At 55.2% G+C, this 17,714-nt stretch carries 11 protein-coding genes; all 11 read left to right on the top strand.

All coding sequences use genetic code 11. The features are described 5' to 3' along the window. The first annotated feature begins 384 nt into the window (after window positions 1–384). Complete coding sequence (locus DP091_RS27385; protein WP_113061244.1) at window positions 385–870, top strand: SRPBCC domain-containing protein; 486 nt, start codon at window positions 385–387, stop codon at window positions 868–870. A gap of 521 nt (window positions 871–1,391) precedes the next feature. Beyond that, a complete protein-coding gene (locus DP091_RS27380) occupies window positions 1,392–2,357 on the top strand; it encodes an ABC transporter permease (RefSeq protein WP_113061243.1) in 966 nt (321 codons plus the stop codon). Then, window positions 2,357–3,226 carry a carbohydrate ABC transporter permease gene (locus tag DP091_RS27375; RefSeq protein WP_113061242.1) on the top strand — a complete coding sequence of 290 codons (870 nt, stop codon included), beginning with the start codon at window positions 2,357–2,359 and terminating at the stop codon, window positions 3,224–3,226. The genes DP091_RS27380 and DP091_RS27375 overlap by 1 nt, the downstream gene beginning before the upstream one ends. Window positions 3,227–3,310: 84 nt before the next feature. Next, window positions 3,311–4,852, top strand: coding sequence for an extracellular solute-binding protein (locus DP091_RS27370; RefSeq protein ID WP_113061241.1), 1,542 nt, complete (start codon window positions 3,311–3,313; stop codon window positions 4,850–4,852). A gap of 7 nt (window positions 4,853–4,859) precedes the next feature. Then, on the top strand, window positions 4,860–6,161 hold the full coding sequence (locus DP091_RS27365) for a Gfo/Idh/MocA family protein (protein WP_113061240.1): 1,302 nt from the start codon (window positions 4,860–4,862) through the stop codon (window positions 6,159–6,161). Beyond that, the gene (locus DP091_RS27360; RefSeq protein ID WP_373456955.1) at window positions 6,142–8,337 is read left to right on the top strand and encodes a glycoside hydrolase family 88/105 protein; all 2,196 of its coding nucleotides are present in this window, start codon (window positions 6,142–6,144) and stop codon (window positions 8,335–8,337) included. Before DP091_RS27365 ends, DP091_RS27360 begins: the two co-directional genes overlap by 20 nt. A 69-nt stretch (window positions 8,338–8,406) precedes the next feature. Then, a complete protein-coding gene (locus tag DP091_RS27355; protein ID WP_113061238.1) occupies window positions 8,407–10,680 on the top strand; it encodes an AraC family transcriptional regulator in 2,274 nt (757 codons plus the stop codon). Between the two features lie 21 nt (window positions 10,681–10,701). After that, window positions 10,702–12,768 carry a glycoside hydrolase family 65 gene (locus tag DP091_RS27350; protein ID WP_113061237.1) on the top strand — a complete coding sequence of 689 codons (2,067 nt, stop codon included), beginning with the start codon at window positions 10,702–10,704 and terminating at the stop codon, window positions 12,766–12,768. A gap of 38 nt (window positions 12,769–12,806) precedes the next feature. Further along, window positions 12,807–13,952: an oligogalacturonate lyase family protein gene (locus DP091_RS27345; RefSeq protein ID WP_113061236.1), complete on the top strand. Its 1,146-nt coding sequence runs from the start codon at window positions 12,807–12,809 to the stop codon at window positions 13,950–13,952. Window positions 13,953–13,978: 26 nt separating this feature from the next. After that, the gene (locus DP091_RS27340) at window positions 13,979–15,124 is read left to right on the top strand and encodes a glycoside hydrolase family 88/105 protein (RefSeq protein ID WP_113061235.1); all 1,146 of its coding nucleotides are present in this window, start codon (window positions 13,979–13,981) and stop codon (window positions 15,122–15,124) included. Then, window positions 15,121–17,631, top strand: coding sequence for a glycosyl hydrolase family 95 catalytic domain-containing protein (locus tag DP091_RS27335; protein WP_113061234.1), 2,511 nt, complete (start codon window positions 15,121–15,123; stop codon window positions 17,629–17,631). Before DP091_RS27340 ends, DP091_RS27335 begins: the two co-directional genes overlap by 4 nt. Window positions 17,632–17,714: the final 83 nt, after the last annotated feature.

The following is a 17,714-nucleotide window of genomic DNA, read 5'->3' as shown; positions in this document are numbered from 1 at the left end:
TTTTTCGCACTTGTTGGAGGCCCCCTCGCGTGAGCTGCCCTGACGGGCATGCTCGGGGGCCGGGAGTATGAGCCGGGTTGGCACTGCCCCTCGGCTGTGGTTGAAAAAGCAAGCCTCCCCTACCTAAGCCTTTGGCTATCGGGGTCGGCTTGCTTTTTTGCATGGGCGCGGCCCTCTAAATGCTCCCCTGCGGGGACGCTCGAGGGCCAGCCCTAGCGAGCTGGCAGCCGAGGTTTCACCTCGCGGCTGTGAAGAAAAAAGGAAGCGTCCCCTATCTAAGCCTTCGGCTATCGGGGTTGCTTCCTGAGCATTTGAGAAGAAATCCTCGGCGATTCTATGATGTAAACTTAAGATAGATTCAGATTTATTAAGGAGGGTTACATCATGACGAATGCTTCAAGCAAGAAGAGAACCGACACGGCATCAAGAGTTATTATGGCGTCAGCGCCTACGATTTATCAGGCATTCTTGAATCCGGAGGCGCTGGCTTCGTGGCTTCCGCCAAAAGGGATGACAGGCCATGTCGACACGTTTGATGCCCGCGAGGGTGGGACTTATCGAATGATCCTCGCCTATAACGATACCGATCACGCGGCCCCCGGTAAGTCTTCGGACAATACGGACGTCATTGAAGGAAAGTTTCTGGAGTTTGTTCACGATGAGAAGGTTGTGCAGCTGATCAAATTTGAGTCTGGGGATCCCAATTATGCGGGGTTTATGAAGATGACATGGGCATTGGAGCCGCTTGCGAAAGGCACCCAAGTCACGATCGTGTGTGAGAATGTGCCCGAAGGCGTACGGAAGGAAGATCACGATGAAGGCTTGAAGTCCACCCTCGAAAATCTCGCTGAATCGACGGAGGGACAATAGACGGTCGGTCGGCTGTATAACGAAACAAACGATTTGCAATGTGGCATTTCATGAACAAATCGTTTTGTGGAATTGGATCACGTTTGAGCCCTGAATGTTAGACTAGTTGCAATGATAATGATATTGGAAACAGGAGAGAGCAGCATGAGGAAATTCATCTATAGCTTACTTGCGGTCATGGTCGACTTAACACTAATTAATATGTTTTTCATAACACCATCTGAATAAGAACCAGCCACCTTCACTATCGCTGCAGGTTGCTGGTTTTTTCTTTCCGGATGAAACCAAACCCATCCTCCATCCCATCAACAAATCCTTTTTACCCTCCCTCCGTTTGCTTGCTCCTCCCTTATTTCCAAGTTCGACTTCAAGTCCATACACGGGTGCACGGTACGCGTAGTTGTGGGAAGAATCGGCGATCTGCTCATTGCGTGTCGGATTGAACGATTGTGCCGATATACCGTAAGCCGTTAATATTGGCGTTACATCGACCATATCGACGAAAAGGAGGTACGAATACGATGGCAGTCCAGTCGCCCGAAATAAAGCGCGAGAATTTGATAACCGCCCGGCACCCAGGGCCATCCCGCAACCGGTACATAGCCAACATCCGCAAGCATTGGATGCTGTATCTCATGATCATTCCCGGAATTCTCTATTATATTGTGTTTAAATATGTACCGCTGGCGGGCAGTGTCATCGCATTTCAGGACTATCAGATTTTCAAAGGCATCCTTGGCAGTCCGTGGGTGGGCCTGGACAACTTTGGGTTTATTTTTTCATATCAGGATTTCTACAACGTGCTGCGCAATACGGCGGTGATCGCTTTCTATCAGCTTGTTTTTGGTTTTCCGGCCCCAATCGTGCTGGCTCTGCTGTTCAATGAAATCCGTATCATGCTGGCGAAGCGGGTTGTGCAAAGCATGTTCTATCTCCCGCACTTTTTATCATGGGTCGTTGTCGGCGGGATCGTTTTCGAGCTGTTGTCCAACCAAGGAGTTGTAAATGCGGTGCGGGACTGGTTCGGTTATGAACCCATTCTGTTCATGCAAGAGGAGCGGTATTTCCGAGGGATTGTCGTCCTGTCCTCGATCTGGAAGGAAGTTGGCTGGGGCACGATTATTTATTTGGCTGCCATCGCCGGCATCAATCCGAATTTATATGAAGCAGCCGTCATGGATGGAGCAAGCCGGTGGAAACAAACGATCTTTATTACGCTGCCCACCATGTTTCCGACGATTCTGGTGCTGTTCCTGCTGCAAATCGGTAACTTCCTGGAGCTCGGCTTCGATCAGATTTACAATTTACTGACACCGATGACGTACTCGGTTGGGGATATCATCGAGACGTATGTTTATCGTGCGGGTGTGCTTCAGGGGCAATACAGCATGACGACGGCCATCGGGCTGTTCCAGTCTGTCATTGGGTTTATACTGCTGTGGATTTTTAACCGATTGGCCAGAAAAACGGATCAGGGGTTGTGGTGATGAAAGCGACATTCGGAGAAAAAATGTTTCAGACGCTGAATTATGTGTTTCTGTTCGCTGCTGCGGTGACGATGCTGTTCCCGCTTCTTCAACTGCTTGCCGTATCGCTCAGCTCCCCGCTAGCTGCCGATTCGAAGGAAGTATTCCTGCTGCCCGTGGAGTTTACAACCGCATCTTGGGAGCATGTATTAAAAAATAAAGGCTTGTGGACATCTTTTGGGATTACCGTATATATTACGATCGCCGGGACACTGCTCAGCATGCTGTTTTCGGTCATGACGGCATACCCGCTCTCACGAAGGGAATTTCTGATCCGCAAACAGGTCATGTTCGGCATTGTGTTAACGATGATTTTCAATGCGCCGATGATTCCGTTTTTTTTGACCGTTCGCGAGCTTGGCATGATGAACTCCCTGTGGGCGCTCATTATTCCCGGCCTGGTTGGCACGTTCAACATGATCATTATCCGGACCTTTTTCATGGGCATTCCCAGTGAGCTGGATGATTCGGCTCGAATCGACGGATGCAGCGAGTTCGGCATATTGTTCCGCATGTATTTGCCTTTGTCCAAACCGGTCATGGCGACGGTCAGCCTGTTTTACGCGGTTGGATATTGGAACACCTTCTCCCGTGCCGTGCTGTTTATAAGGGATCCGGAGAAATGGCCGCTTCAAATGAAGCTGAGAGCATACCTCCAGTCTCCCGAGGAGCTGGCTGCGGTCAATCTGTTTCTCGGGGATTACGATTTCAACACAACAACATTGAAAGCGGCAACAATCCTGTTTGCTACCATTCCGATCATTCTGGTATACCCGTATCTGCAAAAATACTTTGTCAAAGGGTCCATGCTGGGTTCGTTAAAGGAATAAAGCAAAGCGAGGCATGCGATATGAAATCGGCCTTGCGGCCGGTTTGATATAATTACCAATCCGAAAAAAGGGGAGGATTTACTCATGTCGAAAAGGTTTTTCCAGAAAGGGGCATGGAAACCGGCGCTCACGGCGACACTTGCGGCAGCGATGCTGTTTGGCTGCGGCGGCAAGGGCGACGGCGAATCGCAAGCGGGCCAGAGTGGGGAGGGAAATCAAGAACTGACACAGGTAAAGGTATTCAAAAGCCACATGGGTGTCGGCACGATTCCGGGTGCAGATCATCCGCATGTCCAATATGTGGCGGAACGGATCGGCGTGGAATATCAGCTGGTAACGACCCCGCCGGGCTCGGAGCCGACTGAATATCTGAATCTGATGATTGCATCCGACGACTTGCCGGATATTCTTCGCCCGATCGGCGGGATCGAGCAGACCCTAATCCGCCAAGGAGGTGCGCTGGCACTGGACGATTTGCTGCCCCAGTATGCCCCGAATGTTTGGAAGAATATCCCCCAGGAGGCATGGGATGTCGTGCGATCCGCTTCACCGGACGGCAAAATCTATTATGTGCCTAAAGTGTTCCTGGTTCCGGAAAGAGCACCGCTCATCCGTCAGGATTGGCTTGACAAGGTAGGCATGTCCATGCCGAAGACAACAGAGGAGTACAAGGAGGTGCTGCGAGCCTTTCTTGACAAAGACCCGAACGGCAACGGTCTGAAGGACGAATTGCCCACAACGGGCCGGGAATTCGGCAAATGGATGGATCATTTGTTTGCCATGTTCGGTGTCGCGATGTGGGAGGGGAATCCCGAATGGGACATCTACGACGGTAAAATCCAGTATGCCGGGGTAACGGACAATATGAAGGCCGCCATTGCATTTGCCCGTGAGTTATATGACGAGAAGCTGCTTGACAATGAGACGTTTCTGAACAAAGGCGATGTATGGACGGCGAAAATCAATAACAATTTGGTTGGCAGCTGGTACCATCTTCCCGCCAACCTGCGTGATCGGTTTACAGCCATGCAGCAAAAAGCGCCGGATGCTTATATCGTTGGCATGCCGCTTCCAAAGGCCGAAGGGTATGAGGGCTTTGTCACACAGAAGAGCATGGGCGAACCGGAATGGATCATTCCGTCAAAGGCTCAGGATAAAGCCCCCGCAGCCTTGAAGCTGCTCGATTTCTTCTATGATCGGTCGAATGACGAATTTATCCGCTTTGGCATCGAAGGACAGCAGCATGAAGTTGTCGACGGCAAAAAAGTGCTGCTTCCAGCCGAGGATAGCCGTCCGTTGGCGCTCGGCATGCGCAACCTGACGACAGAGGAGGACATGGACATACGGATTCAGGAGACGATCCCGGAAGATATGCAGCAGATGGTAAAGGATATATTCGAGGTGAGTACCGCGGATGCGAAGCGGATCGCGGGAGACGGACTTCCGAGTACTGTGTATGAAGGCTTCCCGGATATCCAATCGCATAAGCTTTTTCAGGAGTATGTAACCAAGATTGTCATCGGCGAATGGCCGCTGGAGAAATTCGAAGAATTCGTCGACCGCTGGTATAAGGCAGGGGGAGACGAAGTGACAAAGAGGGTAGAGGAATGGTACTCAAGGATGTGATCATACAGTGAAAAAGAAATATGCCATATGTGGTGTAAGCGGTCGGGCGCTCGGCATGTTCGCCAAGCCGATTCTGACGACCCATGCCCGGCGTTGCGACCTGGTGGCCATGCTGGATTGTGATCCGGCCCGCTTCGAACTTTATCGCTCCCGTTTTCCGGAGCATACCGCCGTTGCAACTTACGGTGAAGAAGAGTTCGGGAAGATGATCGACGAGACTAAGCCGGATGTGGTCATCGTGGCGGGGCGCGACGATACGCATGCGCGTTATATTGTTGCCGCCCTGGAAAGGGATTTGGATGTCATCACGGAAAAACCGATGGTCACGACGGGTGAGGACGCCCGGCGGGTGCTGGATGCGGAGCGGGTGAGCAAAGGCTCGGTGACGGTCACGTTTAATTACCGCTACGCCCCGATTCACACCAAAATCAAAGAGATGGTGTGGGAGGGCAAGCTCGGTCGGATTACTTCCGTCGATCTCAATTGGTATCTGGACACGTATCATGGCTCCAGCTATTTCAAACGGTGGAACCGTCGGCGCGAAATGTCAGGAGGTCTCTCCATCCACAAAAGCACGCATCATTTCGACCTTGTGAACTGGTGGATCGGGCAAAAGCCAGTCGAGGCCTTCGCCTACGGGGCCCTCCATTATTACGGCGCCGAAGGGGAGCTTAATCCGGGCAAAGAAGCCGGTCGTCATTGCGGAACCTGCCTCTCAGCCAGCCGCTGCGCCTATTACTCACGCTGGAACGCAAGTCGTGTGCCGGATGATCATCTCGATCTGCTGGAGAGCAGGGGGCCGGAATTCCCTTATACAGGCTACCGCCCGGACCGGTGTATTTTTGATGATGAGATCGACATCGAGGACACGTATGCTGCCACCGTCAAGTACGACGGAGGAGCACTGCTCAGTTATTCCGTCAACTTTTCGCTGCCGTATGAAGGGTATCGCCTGGCGATCAACGGTACGAAAGGCCGACTGGAGACGATGGAATACCATGCTCCCTCCAGAACCCCTTTTCCGACGCCGGTCCAGACGATCGACTACTTCCCGTTGTTCGGCTCCAAGGAAACCATCCATGTCGTTCATCGGGAAGGCGGCCACGGGGGAGGCGACCCGCTGCTGCTGAATGACCTGTTTCTTGGTGAAAACCGGGAAAGGCCGTTCCCGATTTTGTCCGGGGCTGTGGATGGCGCCTATTCTGTGGCAGCGGGGGAAGCCGTGTGGCGTTCCGTGAAGGGACATCGTCCAGTGGCGATAGCGGATGTTCTGGGCGGGTGGAAGGAGAGTGAGCCTATTGAACGATAAAGGATATTTTGACCCGGCGGAAAGCCTCGCTTCCCAAACAGAGGGCAGTAACATCGAGCATGCGCTTACGGTCATTGCCCAGCGTTATGTCGGTGACCATCCGCCTCATGCCCCGGTTTACCGGGTGACGCGGAAGAGTCCGATCCGCAAGCGGGCCGACCACTGCTATCAGCTCCCCATCGCGGATATGTTCCCCGAAATGACGGATGGCCAGGTGGTCTACGCCTGGACGAAGCTGTGGGCTGCCCAGCCGCAGAGCTTTCCCTTTCTGATGGAATGGACGGGGCATGTTCGGCTGTACCACAACGGCCGGAAGCGGTTCGGTTCGGCGCCAGGGGAAGAAGCCACAGCGGACGGATTGCCCCTGAAGCTGGGGATTCAGCTTACCAAGGGGTGGAATCACTTCGTTCTGGAATTCCGCCGGGGCCCAAGCGGCTGCAGAGCGGTATTTGGCACAAGCAACCGCAAGAACAAGCCGTTTCACTTTCTGGCTCCTTCCATGGAGCGGGAAGGTGAGGAAGGATGGATTGTGACGGTGCCGCTGGACCGGGCGCTTGCCCGCATCCCCGATTCAATGGAACGCGAATCATGGACGGGGGCACAGTGGCTGCCCGTGCTTGCAAAGCACGGTGGGGAAGCAGATCACGGCCCGATGTGGAGAATGTACGGGCGGAAGCCGGGGAATGCCGCTTACGCATGGACTGCCGTTGTCAACCGGACCTTGACCGTCAAGAAGGTGACTTTGTCCGGAACGTCCTATGGCCCGGTCCGGTTTGAATGGAACGGCAGGGAGGTTTACACCAATCGCGAGGCAGGCACGTTCAGTATCGTCATCGATGTGCCTCCGGGCCGCGGGGAGCTTACCGCACGCTGCGAATGCGGCGCAGCGGGCTGGGGGTTTGAGATCGGTGAAACTTCGCCTGAAGGGATGCTGACCGCTCCGCGAAGGGTGCATGGCCTGACCGGCGAGTGGCTTTATCTGGGTCCGTTCCGCGTAGAAGCCGATTTTGAGCTGTCCGACTATTTTGGTCTGGACACGGTCGCTGTTGACGGCGGAGAGAGACTGTTCTGGACAGGGAGCGAGCCGGGAGCGTGCGTGAGGCCGTTTTTGGAGAATGAGCTTTTCGGCCGCTGGAATTATCCGCTCGGCGTCACGATGTACGGCTTGCTGGAGACCGGCAGGCTGCTTAATCGCCTGGACATCCAGGAGTATGTGCTCCGCCACGTCGAGTTTACCGCGGGCCATTACGAATATTCCTTGTGGGACCGCGCGGAATTCGGTGCGGCAGGGCTGAACAACCAGCTGTCCGACATTGACAGTCTGGACGATTGCGGATCATTCGGCGCGCTAGCCATTCTTGCAGACCGAATTCGTTCTTTGAAAGGGGTACGCAAGGCAGCGGACGATATCGCCCGGTACATCATGGATACACAATCACGCCTTGCGGACGGGGCGCTTTATCGCGAGGTCGGCGTTTCCCCAAGCATGCATCTTACGATGTGGTGCGACGACATGTACATGAGCGTACCGTTCCTGTGCCGATACGCCGAGCTGTCCGGCAATTCCCGCTATCTGGACGAAGCGGCACGCCAGCTTTTGCTGTATAAGTCATACCTTTACATGCCGGACCTGCAGTTAATGTCCCATGTATACGATGTACGTCGTGGGCAGCCTTCCCGGACGGTATGGGGAAGGGGCAACGGATGGGTGTTTTTCTCACTGTCAGAGCTGCTTGCCGTGCTTCCGGTCGGCCATCCCGACTATGTGGAATTGCTTCTTTTTTATCGCAGTCTGGCGGAGGGATACCTCCGCGTGCAGGGAGTGCATGGGTTATGGCACCAAGTGCTGACGGACCCTGAATCCTATGAGGAAGCCTCCTGTACCGCGATGTTTATTTTTGGTTTGGCGCGGGGGGTACGCCATGGCTGGCTGGAGAATCCGGATCCGTACTTTCAATCCGCCATTGCGGGGTGGGACGGTTTAGCCAGCAGGGCCATCGACCGCAGTGGAAATGTGTACGGTGTGTGCAAGGGCAGCAGCTGGTCAACCTCCCATGCTTATTACAAGCACGACTTATCGTGGAACTTGAATGATACGCACGGAATCGGCATCGTGCTGTTGGCCGGGGTCGAGCTTCTTGAATTCATGCGGTCAAACCATATTGTAAACGCTTAATTTTACGTGACGGCAGGAGCGGATCGTGAGCTATAATGGAACCATTCTGGTAGTAAAGCGGGGGTTGATATGTTCCAATCGATCGGCAAGTGGCTAAAATACACGCTGGCCCATACGCAAGCGCGGCTGGTGCTCATTTTGACCGTTTCCGTTTTTATGATCATTTTGGCCGTCAGCCTGACCTCATATTACACCTCCAAATCGGTGCTTCAGGAAGAGCTCAGCGAGCCGCAGCACCAAATGCTGCAGATCAGTATGAAATATATTGACGATTTAATCCGGGAGAGCGACAAGATTGCGGTCCAGGTGGCGGTGAATGACTATATCTATGATTTTCTGACGAGCGAGAATCAGAACTCGGTGGCCAATATATCGACATTGTACCGGCTGCTATCCACCTGGATCAGCAATTCGAAATACATTAACAGCATATACGTATACGATGTCGAGCGGGGAAGCTTTATTTCGCTTCCGCAGGGGTATAGCTCTAGCAGGCTTACCTTCGTGGATTCCGAATGGACCAGTATCGCTGACGAATTCGGGGAAGACATGATGATCATCCGAAAAAGGCATGTCCCGGAGGGAGCGGGCAATAAAGGGTCGGAGCTGACGCTGTTCCGCAAAATCATGATCCAGGGCCGATTACGAGGTGTCGTAGCGGTTAACTTGAGGGATGCGGAACTGTTCGCAAAACTAAACCCGCCGGCGCTGTCGCAGCTCGACAGCATGCGGTACATCGTGGACCAGCATAACAACATTCTTTATTCGGTTTCGAACTCGGAATTCAAACCGGAAGCCGTGAGGCAGGCGCTGCACGAGCTGAAGGAGGACCGCTTCGGCGATTTTTTCCATGAGGGGCGGAAGCTGCTGGTCAACCAGATCGAATCGCCGCTGACCGGATGGAAATACGTCTCCATCGTCTCCCAGGACAGCTTGCTTGCCCAGTCCAAAAAGGTGCGGGACACGGTGCTGTATGTATCGGTGGCGGCACTTGCGCTTGGCTTGCTGACCATTCTATACGTAAACTCTGCGGCCTTCCGGCCGGTGCGCAGGCTTAAGCAGCTGTTCAGTGCCTACGACGGGAAAGCGACCAGCCCGGATCGCATCGATCTGGAAAAGCTGGCCGGCGAACTGCTCAGCAATCATGCGCATCTGTCTCAGTTGATCCGCGAGACGATATCCGATGCGGCTTCCAAGTTTCTGTATGACATTCACTCGGGTCATATGAGCGGCAGACGCGAAATTGGTGAGAAGTGGAGACGGTATTTCGCGGAATGGACGGATGCACCCGTCACGGTAGCGGTGCTGTCGATCGACCGCTACGATTCGTGGTCGCGCAGATTTCCGGCCAGTGACCACTCGCTGCTGAAGTTTGCGCTCGCCAATATCATGGCAGAGATGCACGAGCCCGAATGGAGGGTGGCCTGCGCCGATTTTGGGGCGGACCGGATGGCTATCCTGCTGCAGCCGCGGAGGGGCGACACTCGGCCACCGCTAGTGGAGGCGATCGAAACGGTGTCCCGTTTGCTGAAATTCAGTGTATCCGCCGGCGTGAGCATGCCGCAGAGTGAGGTTTGCCGGTTAAAGCAGGCCATGCTGGAAGCGGAAAATGCGTTAACTTACCGTTTATATAAAGGGTATGGTCTGCTCGTGCCGTTTCAGGATGTATCCAGTCATGAAGTGACGGATATGCAGCCGCAGGAAGATGGCGTACGGGAGTTGATGACTGCTGTGGAGACCGGTGATGGGGAGCGGGCTATAGAGCTGCTTGGGCGCATTATTGGCGATATCCGCAGCCATTACTGGTATCCTTCGGAGGCGCTTGCCTTGCTTCAGGCGCTGCTGGAACGTCTCAAAGGGATATGCCCCGGCGACGATGGTTCCGAGGGGGATCCGGCCGGTCGGCTGGGCACGCTGTACATCGAAGATATCGAGGCGGAGCTTTCCGGCCTGATATCGGCCTTGGCTGACCGCTACCGCCGTTTAATCGGCAGCAAGGATTTTTTGATGTGCCAGCGGATGATCGAATTCATGGAGCAGCACCTCGGCGATCCGATCGGCATTCCGGAAATTGCGGAATCGACCGGCATCAGCAGCAGCTTGGCCAGCCAATTGTTTAAACAGGAAACAAACGAAACGATCTATAACTACTTAACCCGGCTGCGGATGGAGCGGGCTAGCGAGCTGCTGGTCAAAACCGACCGCAAAATATCCGATATCGCCCAAATGGTCGGCTACCAGCACGAAAACAGCTTCATTCGCAGCTTCCGCAAATTCAAGGATATTACCCCGGGCAAATACCGGGATATGATGAGAACCCGGATAGACGCCTTGTTTGAATGAAGGGCCGGGAAGGGAGGAGCTATGGAGATGGAGAGAGAGCAGATTGTTAGGCGGCATCATCCTGAATTCGACAGGCTAGATCCGCTTTCGCCACTGTCGGTAGGCAACGGGGAATTTGCGTTTACCGCCGATATTACCGGGCTGCAGACATTTCCTGAACAATATGAGGTGCCGCTTGGCACCCAGTCCAACTGGGGCTGGCATTTTACGGGGGGGCGCGAAAGGTTCTCCGCGAAGGATGCAGCGTTGCAGATGTTCGAGACCCACGGCCGGCAGGTCGGCTATCCGATGAAGCCGGGGGATAAGCCGGAAGCTTACCAATGGCTGCGGCAAAATCCCCACCGTCTTCACCTAGGCCGGCTGTCGTTCCGATTTCTGGACGAAGCGGGAGAAGAGCTCGGTTACGGCGCTGCAGGCCAATTCCGTCAAAAGCTCGATCTGTGGACGGGCATTCTATCGAGCAAGTTCGAAATTGGCGGCGTTCCGGTCGAAGTTACGACGGCGTGCCACCCGGATGCTGATATTTTGGGCGTGAGGGTTGTCTCGCCCCTCATCCGGGAAGGGCGGCTTCAGGTATTCATCCGGTTCCCCGCGCCGGATATGACGCATTCGGCTTGGTCGAAATCGGTGTTTCCCGATTGGGAAAACGATCAACGACATGATACCGTTCTCGTCCGGCAGGAGGAAGGAACGGCCTGGATTGAACGGACGTTGGACGAAGAACGTTATGCGGTCCGCTGGCATTGGAGCTCTGGCCGGTTGGAGCAGACGGAATCCCATGAATTTACGCTGTTTCCTGGCGAATCCCCTGACCAATCTCCGGAGGAGCTGGCGTTTTCCGTTGGCTTTGCCGCCGGGTCGCCCGGTGCGGCCGACTTTGAGGCCATCGTTTCGGCCAGCGCCAGGCACTGGGCGTCCTTTTGGCAGAGCGGCGGTGCAGTCAGCTTCGCGGGCAGCTCCGATCCGCGAGCCTTTGAGCTGGAACGACGCGTCGTTTTGTCGCAATGGTTATGTGCCGTTCATAGCGGGGGCTCGATGCCGCCCCAGGAGACCGGTCTTATGTATAACAGCTGGTTTGGCAAATCGCATTTGGAGATGCATTGGTGGCATGTCGCCCATTTCGCGCTGTGGGGCCGGGCTTCCATCCTGCGGAGAAGTTTGGACTGGTACAACGGCATACTGCCGGTCGCCCGCGAACTGGCGCTATCCCAGGGATACGAGGGAGCGCGCTGGCCGAAAATGGTCGGTTTTGACGGCATCCCGTGCCCGTCGCCGGTCGCTCCGGGCTTGATCTGGCAGCAGCCGCATCCGATCGCCATGGCGGAGCTGTGCTATAAGGCCGACTCAGCACAAGAAACGCTGCGCCGGTTCCGTGACATCGTCTTTGAATCGGCTGACTTTATGGTTTCCTATGTTCACTGGAATGAGGCAACAGGCGCTTTCGATCTTGGACCGCCGCTTATTCCGGCTCAAGAATGCCATCCGATGAATGCAAGCGCGAACCCGCCTTACGAGCTGGAGTATTGGAAATACGGCCTTGATATCGCTATAAAGTGGGCTGATCGGTTGGGAATTCAGCCGAATCCGCGTTGGGCCAAGGTGGCGAGCAATCTAGCGGCACCGCCCCGACTCGACGGCGTTTACCTGGCGCATGAGTTTGCGCCGGACACGTTTACGGAGAAGAATCATGACCATCCGTCCATGCTGTGCGCGTTAGGCGTGCTTCCCGGCAAGCTGATCGACCGCGAAACCATGCGGCGTACACTGTGGAAGGTTAAGGATGCTTGGAAATGGGAGACGGCCTGGGGATGGGATTTTCCGGTATGCGCCATGACCGCTGCTCGGCTCGGCGAACGTGATCTGGCTGTCGATTTTCTGTTGATGGACGAAATGAAAAACACGTATTTGCCAAACGGGCATAACTATCAGCGCCCAGGCCTATCCGCTTATTTGCCGGGTAACGGCGGACTGCTTACGGCGGTCGCCATGATGGCCTGCGGCTGGGAAGGCGAGGAGGACCCGAACTGCCCGGGATTTCCGGCAAGCGGCTGGACGGTGCAGTGGGAGGGGCTGAAGCCGTGGCTATAGCTTCGGGCTTATACAACTTACGGACTGGAGGGCTGAATATGGCCAAGGGAACGGTGTGGAGGCCGGAACGTAAATTATACCGCGACCGGTTGACCGGAGTCGAAGTGGTGCAGCTGACCGATTACAAAGCTCACAGTCATCATCTGTACTTTACGGAAAGCGGATGGTATGACGGCGGGAAGCGGCTGTTGTTCGTATCGGACAGGAACAACAGCTCAAACTTGTACAGCATGGATGTTAACAGCGGTGAGATGCTTCAGCTGACGGATTACCCGGACAATGATGCTGTGGATGCCTGTCTGTTACCGGATGGCCGGGCCGCCTTTGTCAAAACGGATCGGAGCGTACGCCGCCTCGATCTGGCAACATTGGAGGAAGAACTGATCTACGAAGCCCCGGAGGGGTACAACATCGGCAATCTGAGCTGTCCTGCGGATGGACGCTCAGTTGTCACCTGCATACAGGAGGATTTGTCCCATCGTATGCCGCTGGATCTAGGCAACGGCTATGTCGGCCATAGGGAGTTGATGGAGGCCGCTCCCCACAGCCGGATCGTGCGGATCGACTCGGAAGGGCAGACGCAGCCGGAAACCCTATATGAAGCCTATCGTTTTATAACCCATATTAATGCGTCACCCGTCGAACCATGGTTGATTACCTTCTGCCACGAAGGACCCTGGCATTTGGTCGATCACCGGATATGGGGGCTGGACCTGCGGAGCGGAGAGGCCTGGAGAATCCGCCAACGCCTTGAACCCGGAGAAAAGGTCGGCCATGAATTTTTTTATCCTGACGGTATGACCATCGGTTACCATGGTTTCCGAATGGATGGGACTAATTTCTTCGGTAGCATCCGGTATGACAATACGGCCATGGAAGAGACGGACTTCGGGTTTGATACGTGGCATGCGTATGCAGACGGCTACGGTCAGGCCGTTGTTGATGGCAAGGGGCCGGTCAAAACCCTATGCGTATGGCGTAAAGACGCCAAAGGAGTCTACCAAGGGCCGCGAATGTTGTGCGAGCTTCGATGCAGTTTTCATTCCCAGAAGGTGCACGCGCATCCGCGCTTTGATCCGGGCGGTAAACGACTCTTGTTTACAAGCGATAAAAATGGTTACGGCAATCTGTATCTGGTCGGCATGCCGGAAGATTTCGATTCGCTGCCGCTGCTGTCGGTTTAAAGCGAAGGAGAGGGGAGTGGTCAACCGTGGCTGAAGCAACGGTGCTGGAACGAATACCGGTCCAGGTTGCAGAGACGATCTTGTCCGCTTGCGTGGACGGATACCATCCGAATATAGCCAACAAATGGGGCTACGTGGCCGGCATGGCTTTGAGCGGACTGGGCCGCCTGGCCGAGTGGACGGGTGAGGAGCGCTACAATGAAGTGGTCAAGCGTCATATGGACGTCTTCGTTCAGGAAGACGGGGCAATAGCCGGCTACACACTGGAGGAATATAATCTCGATCATATCAATAAAGGCAAGAATCTGCTGCCCTTGTGGCGCACGACAGGTGAGGAGAAATATCGCCGGGCTGCCGAACTGTTGGCATCTCAGTTGGTTGGACAGCCGCGGACCGACGAAGGCGGATTTTGGCATAAGAAGATCTATCCGTTTCAGATGTGGCTGGACGGCCTCTATATGTCGTCACCGTTTATGGCAGAATATGCAGAAACGTTTGATGAGCCGGCATGGTTCGACGAAGCTGCCCGCCAGCTGCTGCTCATCGAGCGGCGTACTCGAAATCCGCAGACGGGCCTACTGCATCATGCTTATGATGAGAGCCGGGAGCAGCGCTGGTGCGACAAGGAAACGGGCCGCTCGCGCCATGTATGGGGGCGGGCCATGGGCTGGTATGCGATGGCGCTCGTGGACGCGCTGGAGTTTTTCCCAGTGAGGCATCCACAGCGCGGGCAGCTGATGGGCATTTTCGAAAGGATGGCCAATGCGCTCGTACGCGTTCAGGATCAAGACAGCGGGCTGTGGTATCAGGTGATGGACTGCAATGGCCGGCAGGGTAATTATGTGGAAGCTTCGGGCTCCTGCATGTTGACCTATGCCTTGGCCAAAGGCATTCGGCTTCATTATTTGGCCGAGATCGACATCGGGGTAGTCGAACGCGCCTATGACGGCATCCAGAAACATTTTATCACCGTCGACGGCGAAGGGCTGCACCTTCACGGCATCTGCCACGGCGCCGGATTGGGCGGGCGCAAATACCGCGACGGATCATACGATTATTATTTGAGTGAAAAGGTTGTCAGTGATTCGCTCATGGGCGTCGCTCCGCTTCTGCTGGCCAGCATCGAAATGGAGAGGCTGCAGGCGGGGGGCAAAGGCGGGCATCGGGGATGAGTCAAGAGAACCTGTTAACCATGAGGTATCCCGCATCTTGGTGGCGTAATATGTGGCGTGAGGCGCTGCCCTCAGGCAATGGGATTGTCGGGGCCTCGGTATTCGGGGGCGTGCAGGAAGAGACGGTACTGCTGAATCACGAGGGGTTGTGGCATTGGGGTCGAAAAGATCCTCTGCCGGACGTGAGCATGACGCTCGCCGAAACGCGCAGCCTGATGGATGAAGGACACTATATGGAGGCCAGCTGGAACTTGGCGAACGCTTTAAGGGAGCGGGGATACGGGACGAGGCTGGCCTCCCGCTTTCCGCTCGCGGCGATTAAGCTGTTCATGCCCAGCACACGGGCATTCCGTCGTTACCGAAGATCCCTCAATATGGAGACCGGCGAAGTTTCGGTAGGCTGGACGGACGGCCCGAACCGGTACGTAAGGCGGTTGTTTGTATCCCGTGCAGATGGGGCTGTCGTCTATGAGATTGGCTCCGAAGAATGTGGCAACGAAGAAGTACACCCTGGAGACGGGAAATGGATCGACAAGCTTATCAAGGATCAAGCCGGGGCGTGTCACTGTATTTCGGGAGAGATTGGACTGACGCTCTACCCAAGCGATCGATGGGGAGATACACCGGAATTCAAGGAGTTGGCCGAATCTGTGGTCACTTCGGCGAAAGGCGCGTATATCCGGTACGCCGGCCGCAATGATGACGGTACAGATTTCGGTGCCGTGCTGCGGCTTATTTGTGAAGGCGGAAGCTTGCAGTCAACTAAGGAAGGAACGATGTTGAATTTTACTAAGGCCCGGCGGGTGCTTGTACTGGTGAAAGTATTTATTCGCGGCAAGCGTGAACAAGAATGGGAGCAGCTTGAGCGTGAACTCAAAACCTTCCCTGAAACGTGTGAGTATGATCTGTTGCTCAAGCGCCATGCCGAGCTCCATGGTCCTTTGTTCCATTCCGCATCCCTGGAGCTGAACACTGCCAGCAGGGACGTGCGTTCGAGCGAGGAGCTGCTGCTGGAGGCTTACGAGGGCGAGGCGCCCGTATCGCTTGTCCGTAAAATGTGGGCTTATGGAAGGTATTTGTTTATTAGCGGGACGGCAGCCGAATCGGGGCCGTTCGGACTGTACGGCTTGTGGGGCGGAGACTACCGGCTTGTCTGGTGCCACCATATGGCAAATGAGAATATTCAAATGATGTATTGGCACGCGCATGTTGGAGCCTTGGGAGAATTAGTGCCCCCTCTGTTCCGCTACTACGGCAGCTTAATGGACGACTTCCGCGGCAATGCCCGCAAGCTGTACGGATGTCGTGGAATCTACATCCCGGCTGGGACCACGCCGGGGATCGGAACGCCGAATCAAATCGTACCCGTCATTCTAAACTGGACGGGAGCAGCCGGGTGGCTCGTCCGGCATTATTACGAGCATTTTTTGTATACGGGCGATATCCGGTTTTTGCGGGAGGAAGCGCTGCCGTTCATGCGCGAAGCTCTTCAATTCTACGAGGATTTCGCAGTCGTTGGTGAAGACGGCGCCTACCGTCTGTATCCTTCGGTTTCACCGGAGAACACGCCGCTTAATTTTATGCCGGAGGACGGAAGGCAGCTGGCTCACCCGATGCCGACAACCGTCAATGCAACGATGGATATTGCGATTATGAAGGAGCTGCTTACCCATCTCATCGAAGCGAATCGGCTCGTTGGTGGCCCAGGTTCGAAGGATAGGGAGGAGCATTGGAAGCGAATGCTGGAACGCATCCCCCCTTACCGGACGAACGAGGACGGAGCGCTCGCGGAATGGCTGGATCCCAACTTTAAGGATCGATACGATCACCGTCATCTCTCGCATATCTATCCGTTGTTCCCGGGTGATGAAGTGACCCGCGAATCAGCGCCGGAGCTGTATGTCGCCTTCGAGAAGGCGGTACGTCTGCGCCGGCTCGGCGCCCAAAGCGGTTGGTCGCTGGCTCATATGGCCTCCATCTACGCACGGTTGGGGGAAGGCGACAGCGCACTGGAGTGTCTGGATACGCTGGCGCAATCATGCCTGCTGCCGAATCTGTTTACCCTCCATAACGATTGGAGGGGGATGGGGATATGCATGGATATGCCGGCAGCGCCGATACAGCTCGATGCAAACATGGGTTGGGTGAATGCCGTACAAGAGATGCTGCTGCAGGTGATATCGCCGGATAGGGTGAAGCTCCTGCCGGCGCTGCCGGAGCGCTGGCGCAGTGGCCGGCTCTCAGGCTGGAGATTCCATACCGGTCGGATCACCGTGGAATGGGACCGGGATGCCGGTATGTTCCACGCCAAGCTTGAGGCTGAGCGGGAGACGAATATCCTCGTTTCCCTGCCGCCTTGGGTAGGGGAATGTTCCATGTCGGGGCAGGGATCCTCCATCCAGCCATCAACGCTAGGGCCCCTTTTTTATGCGGTTCGTCTGGGCCCGGGAACACAGCTGTCGATCGATTGCAGCCCGCAGGTCGACGGGGGCGTAATCGGACCTTGACATTGTAGCTAGCGAAGACCGGTTAACGCAAAAAAGGCGCCTCAACCATGGGCATTAGCTTTTTGGTTGAGGTGCCTTTCCTT

It is taken from the genome of Paenibacillus sp. MDMC362, from assembly GCF_003269305.1.
Taxonomy (GTDB): domain Bacteria; phylum Bacillota; class Bacilli; order Paenibacillales; family Paenibacillaceae; genus Paenibacillus_AQ.
Note: the sequence above shows the minus strand (reverse complement) of the source record. Positions and strands in the feature narration are given on the sequence as shown.

Excerpts from the sequence above, each read along its gene's own strand:
- DP091_RS27355 (WP_113061238.1), top strand. The coding sequence starts at position 8,407 with ATGTTCCAATCGATCGGCAAGTGGCTAAAATACACGCTGGCCCATACG.
- DP091_RS27370 (WP_113061241.1), top strand. The coding sequence starts at position 3,311 with ATGTCGAAAAGGTTTTTCCAGAAAGGGGCATGGAAACCGGCGCTCACG.
- DP091_RS27335 (WP_113061234.1), top strand. The coding sequence starts at position 15,121 with ATGAGTCAAGAGAACCTGTTAACCATGAGGTATCCCGCATCTTGGTGG.
- DP091_RS27375 (WP_113061242.1), top strand. The coding sequence starts at position 2,357 with ATGAAAGCGACATTCGGAGAAAAAATGTTTCAGACGCTGAATTATGTG.
- DP091_RS27380 (WP_113061243.1), top strand. The coding sequence starts at position 1,392 with ATGGCAGTCCAGTCGCCCGAAATAAAGCGCGAGAATTTGATAACCGCC.
- DP091_RS27350 (WP_113061237.1), top strand. The coding sequence starts at position 10,702 with ATGGAGATGGAGAGAGAGCAGATTGTTAGGCGGCATCATCCTGAATTC.
- DP091_RS27385 (WP_113061244.1), top strand. The coding sequence starts at position 385 with ATGACGAATGCTTCAAGCAAGAAGAGAACCGACACGGCATCAAGAGTT.
- DP091_RS27345 (WP_113061236.1), top strand. The coding sequence starts at position 12,807 with ATGGCCAAGGGAACGGTGTGGAGGCCGGAACGTAAATTATACCGCGAC.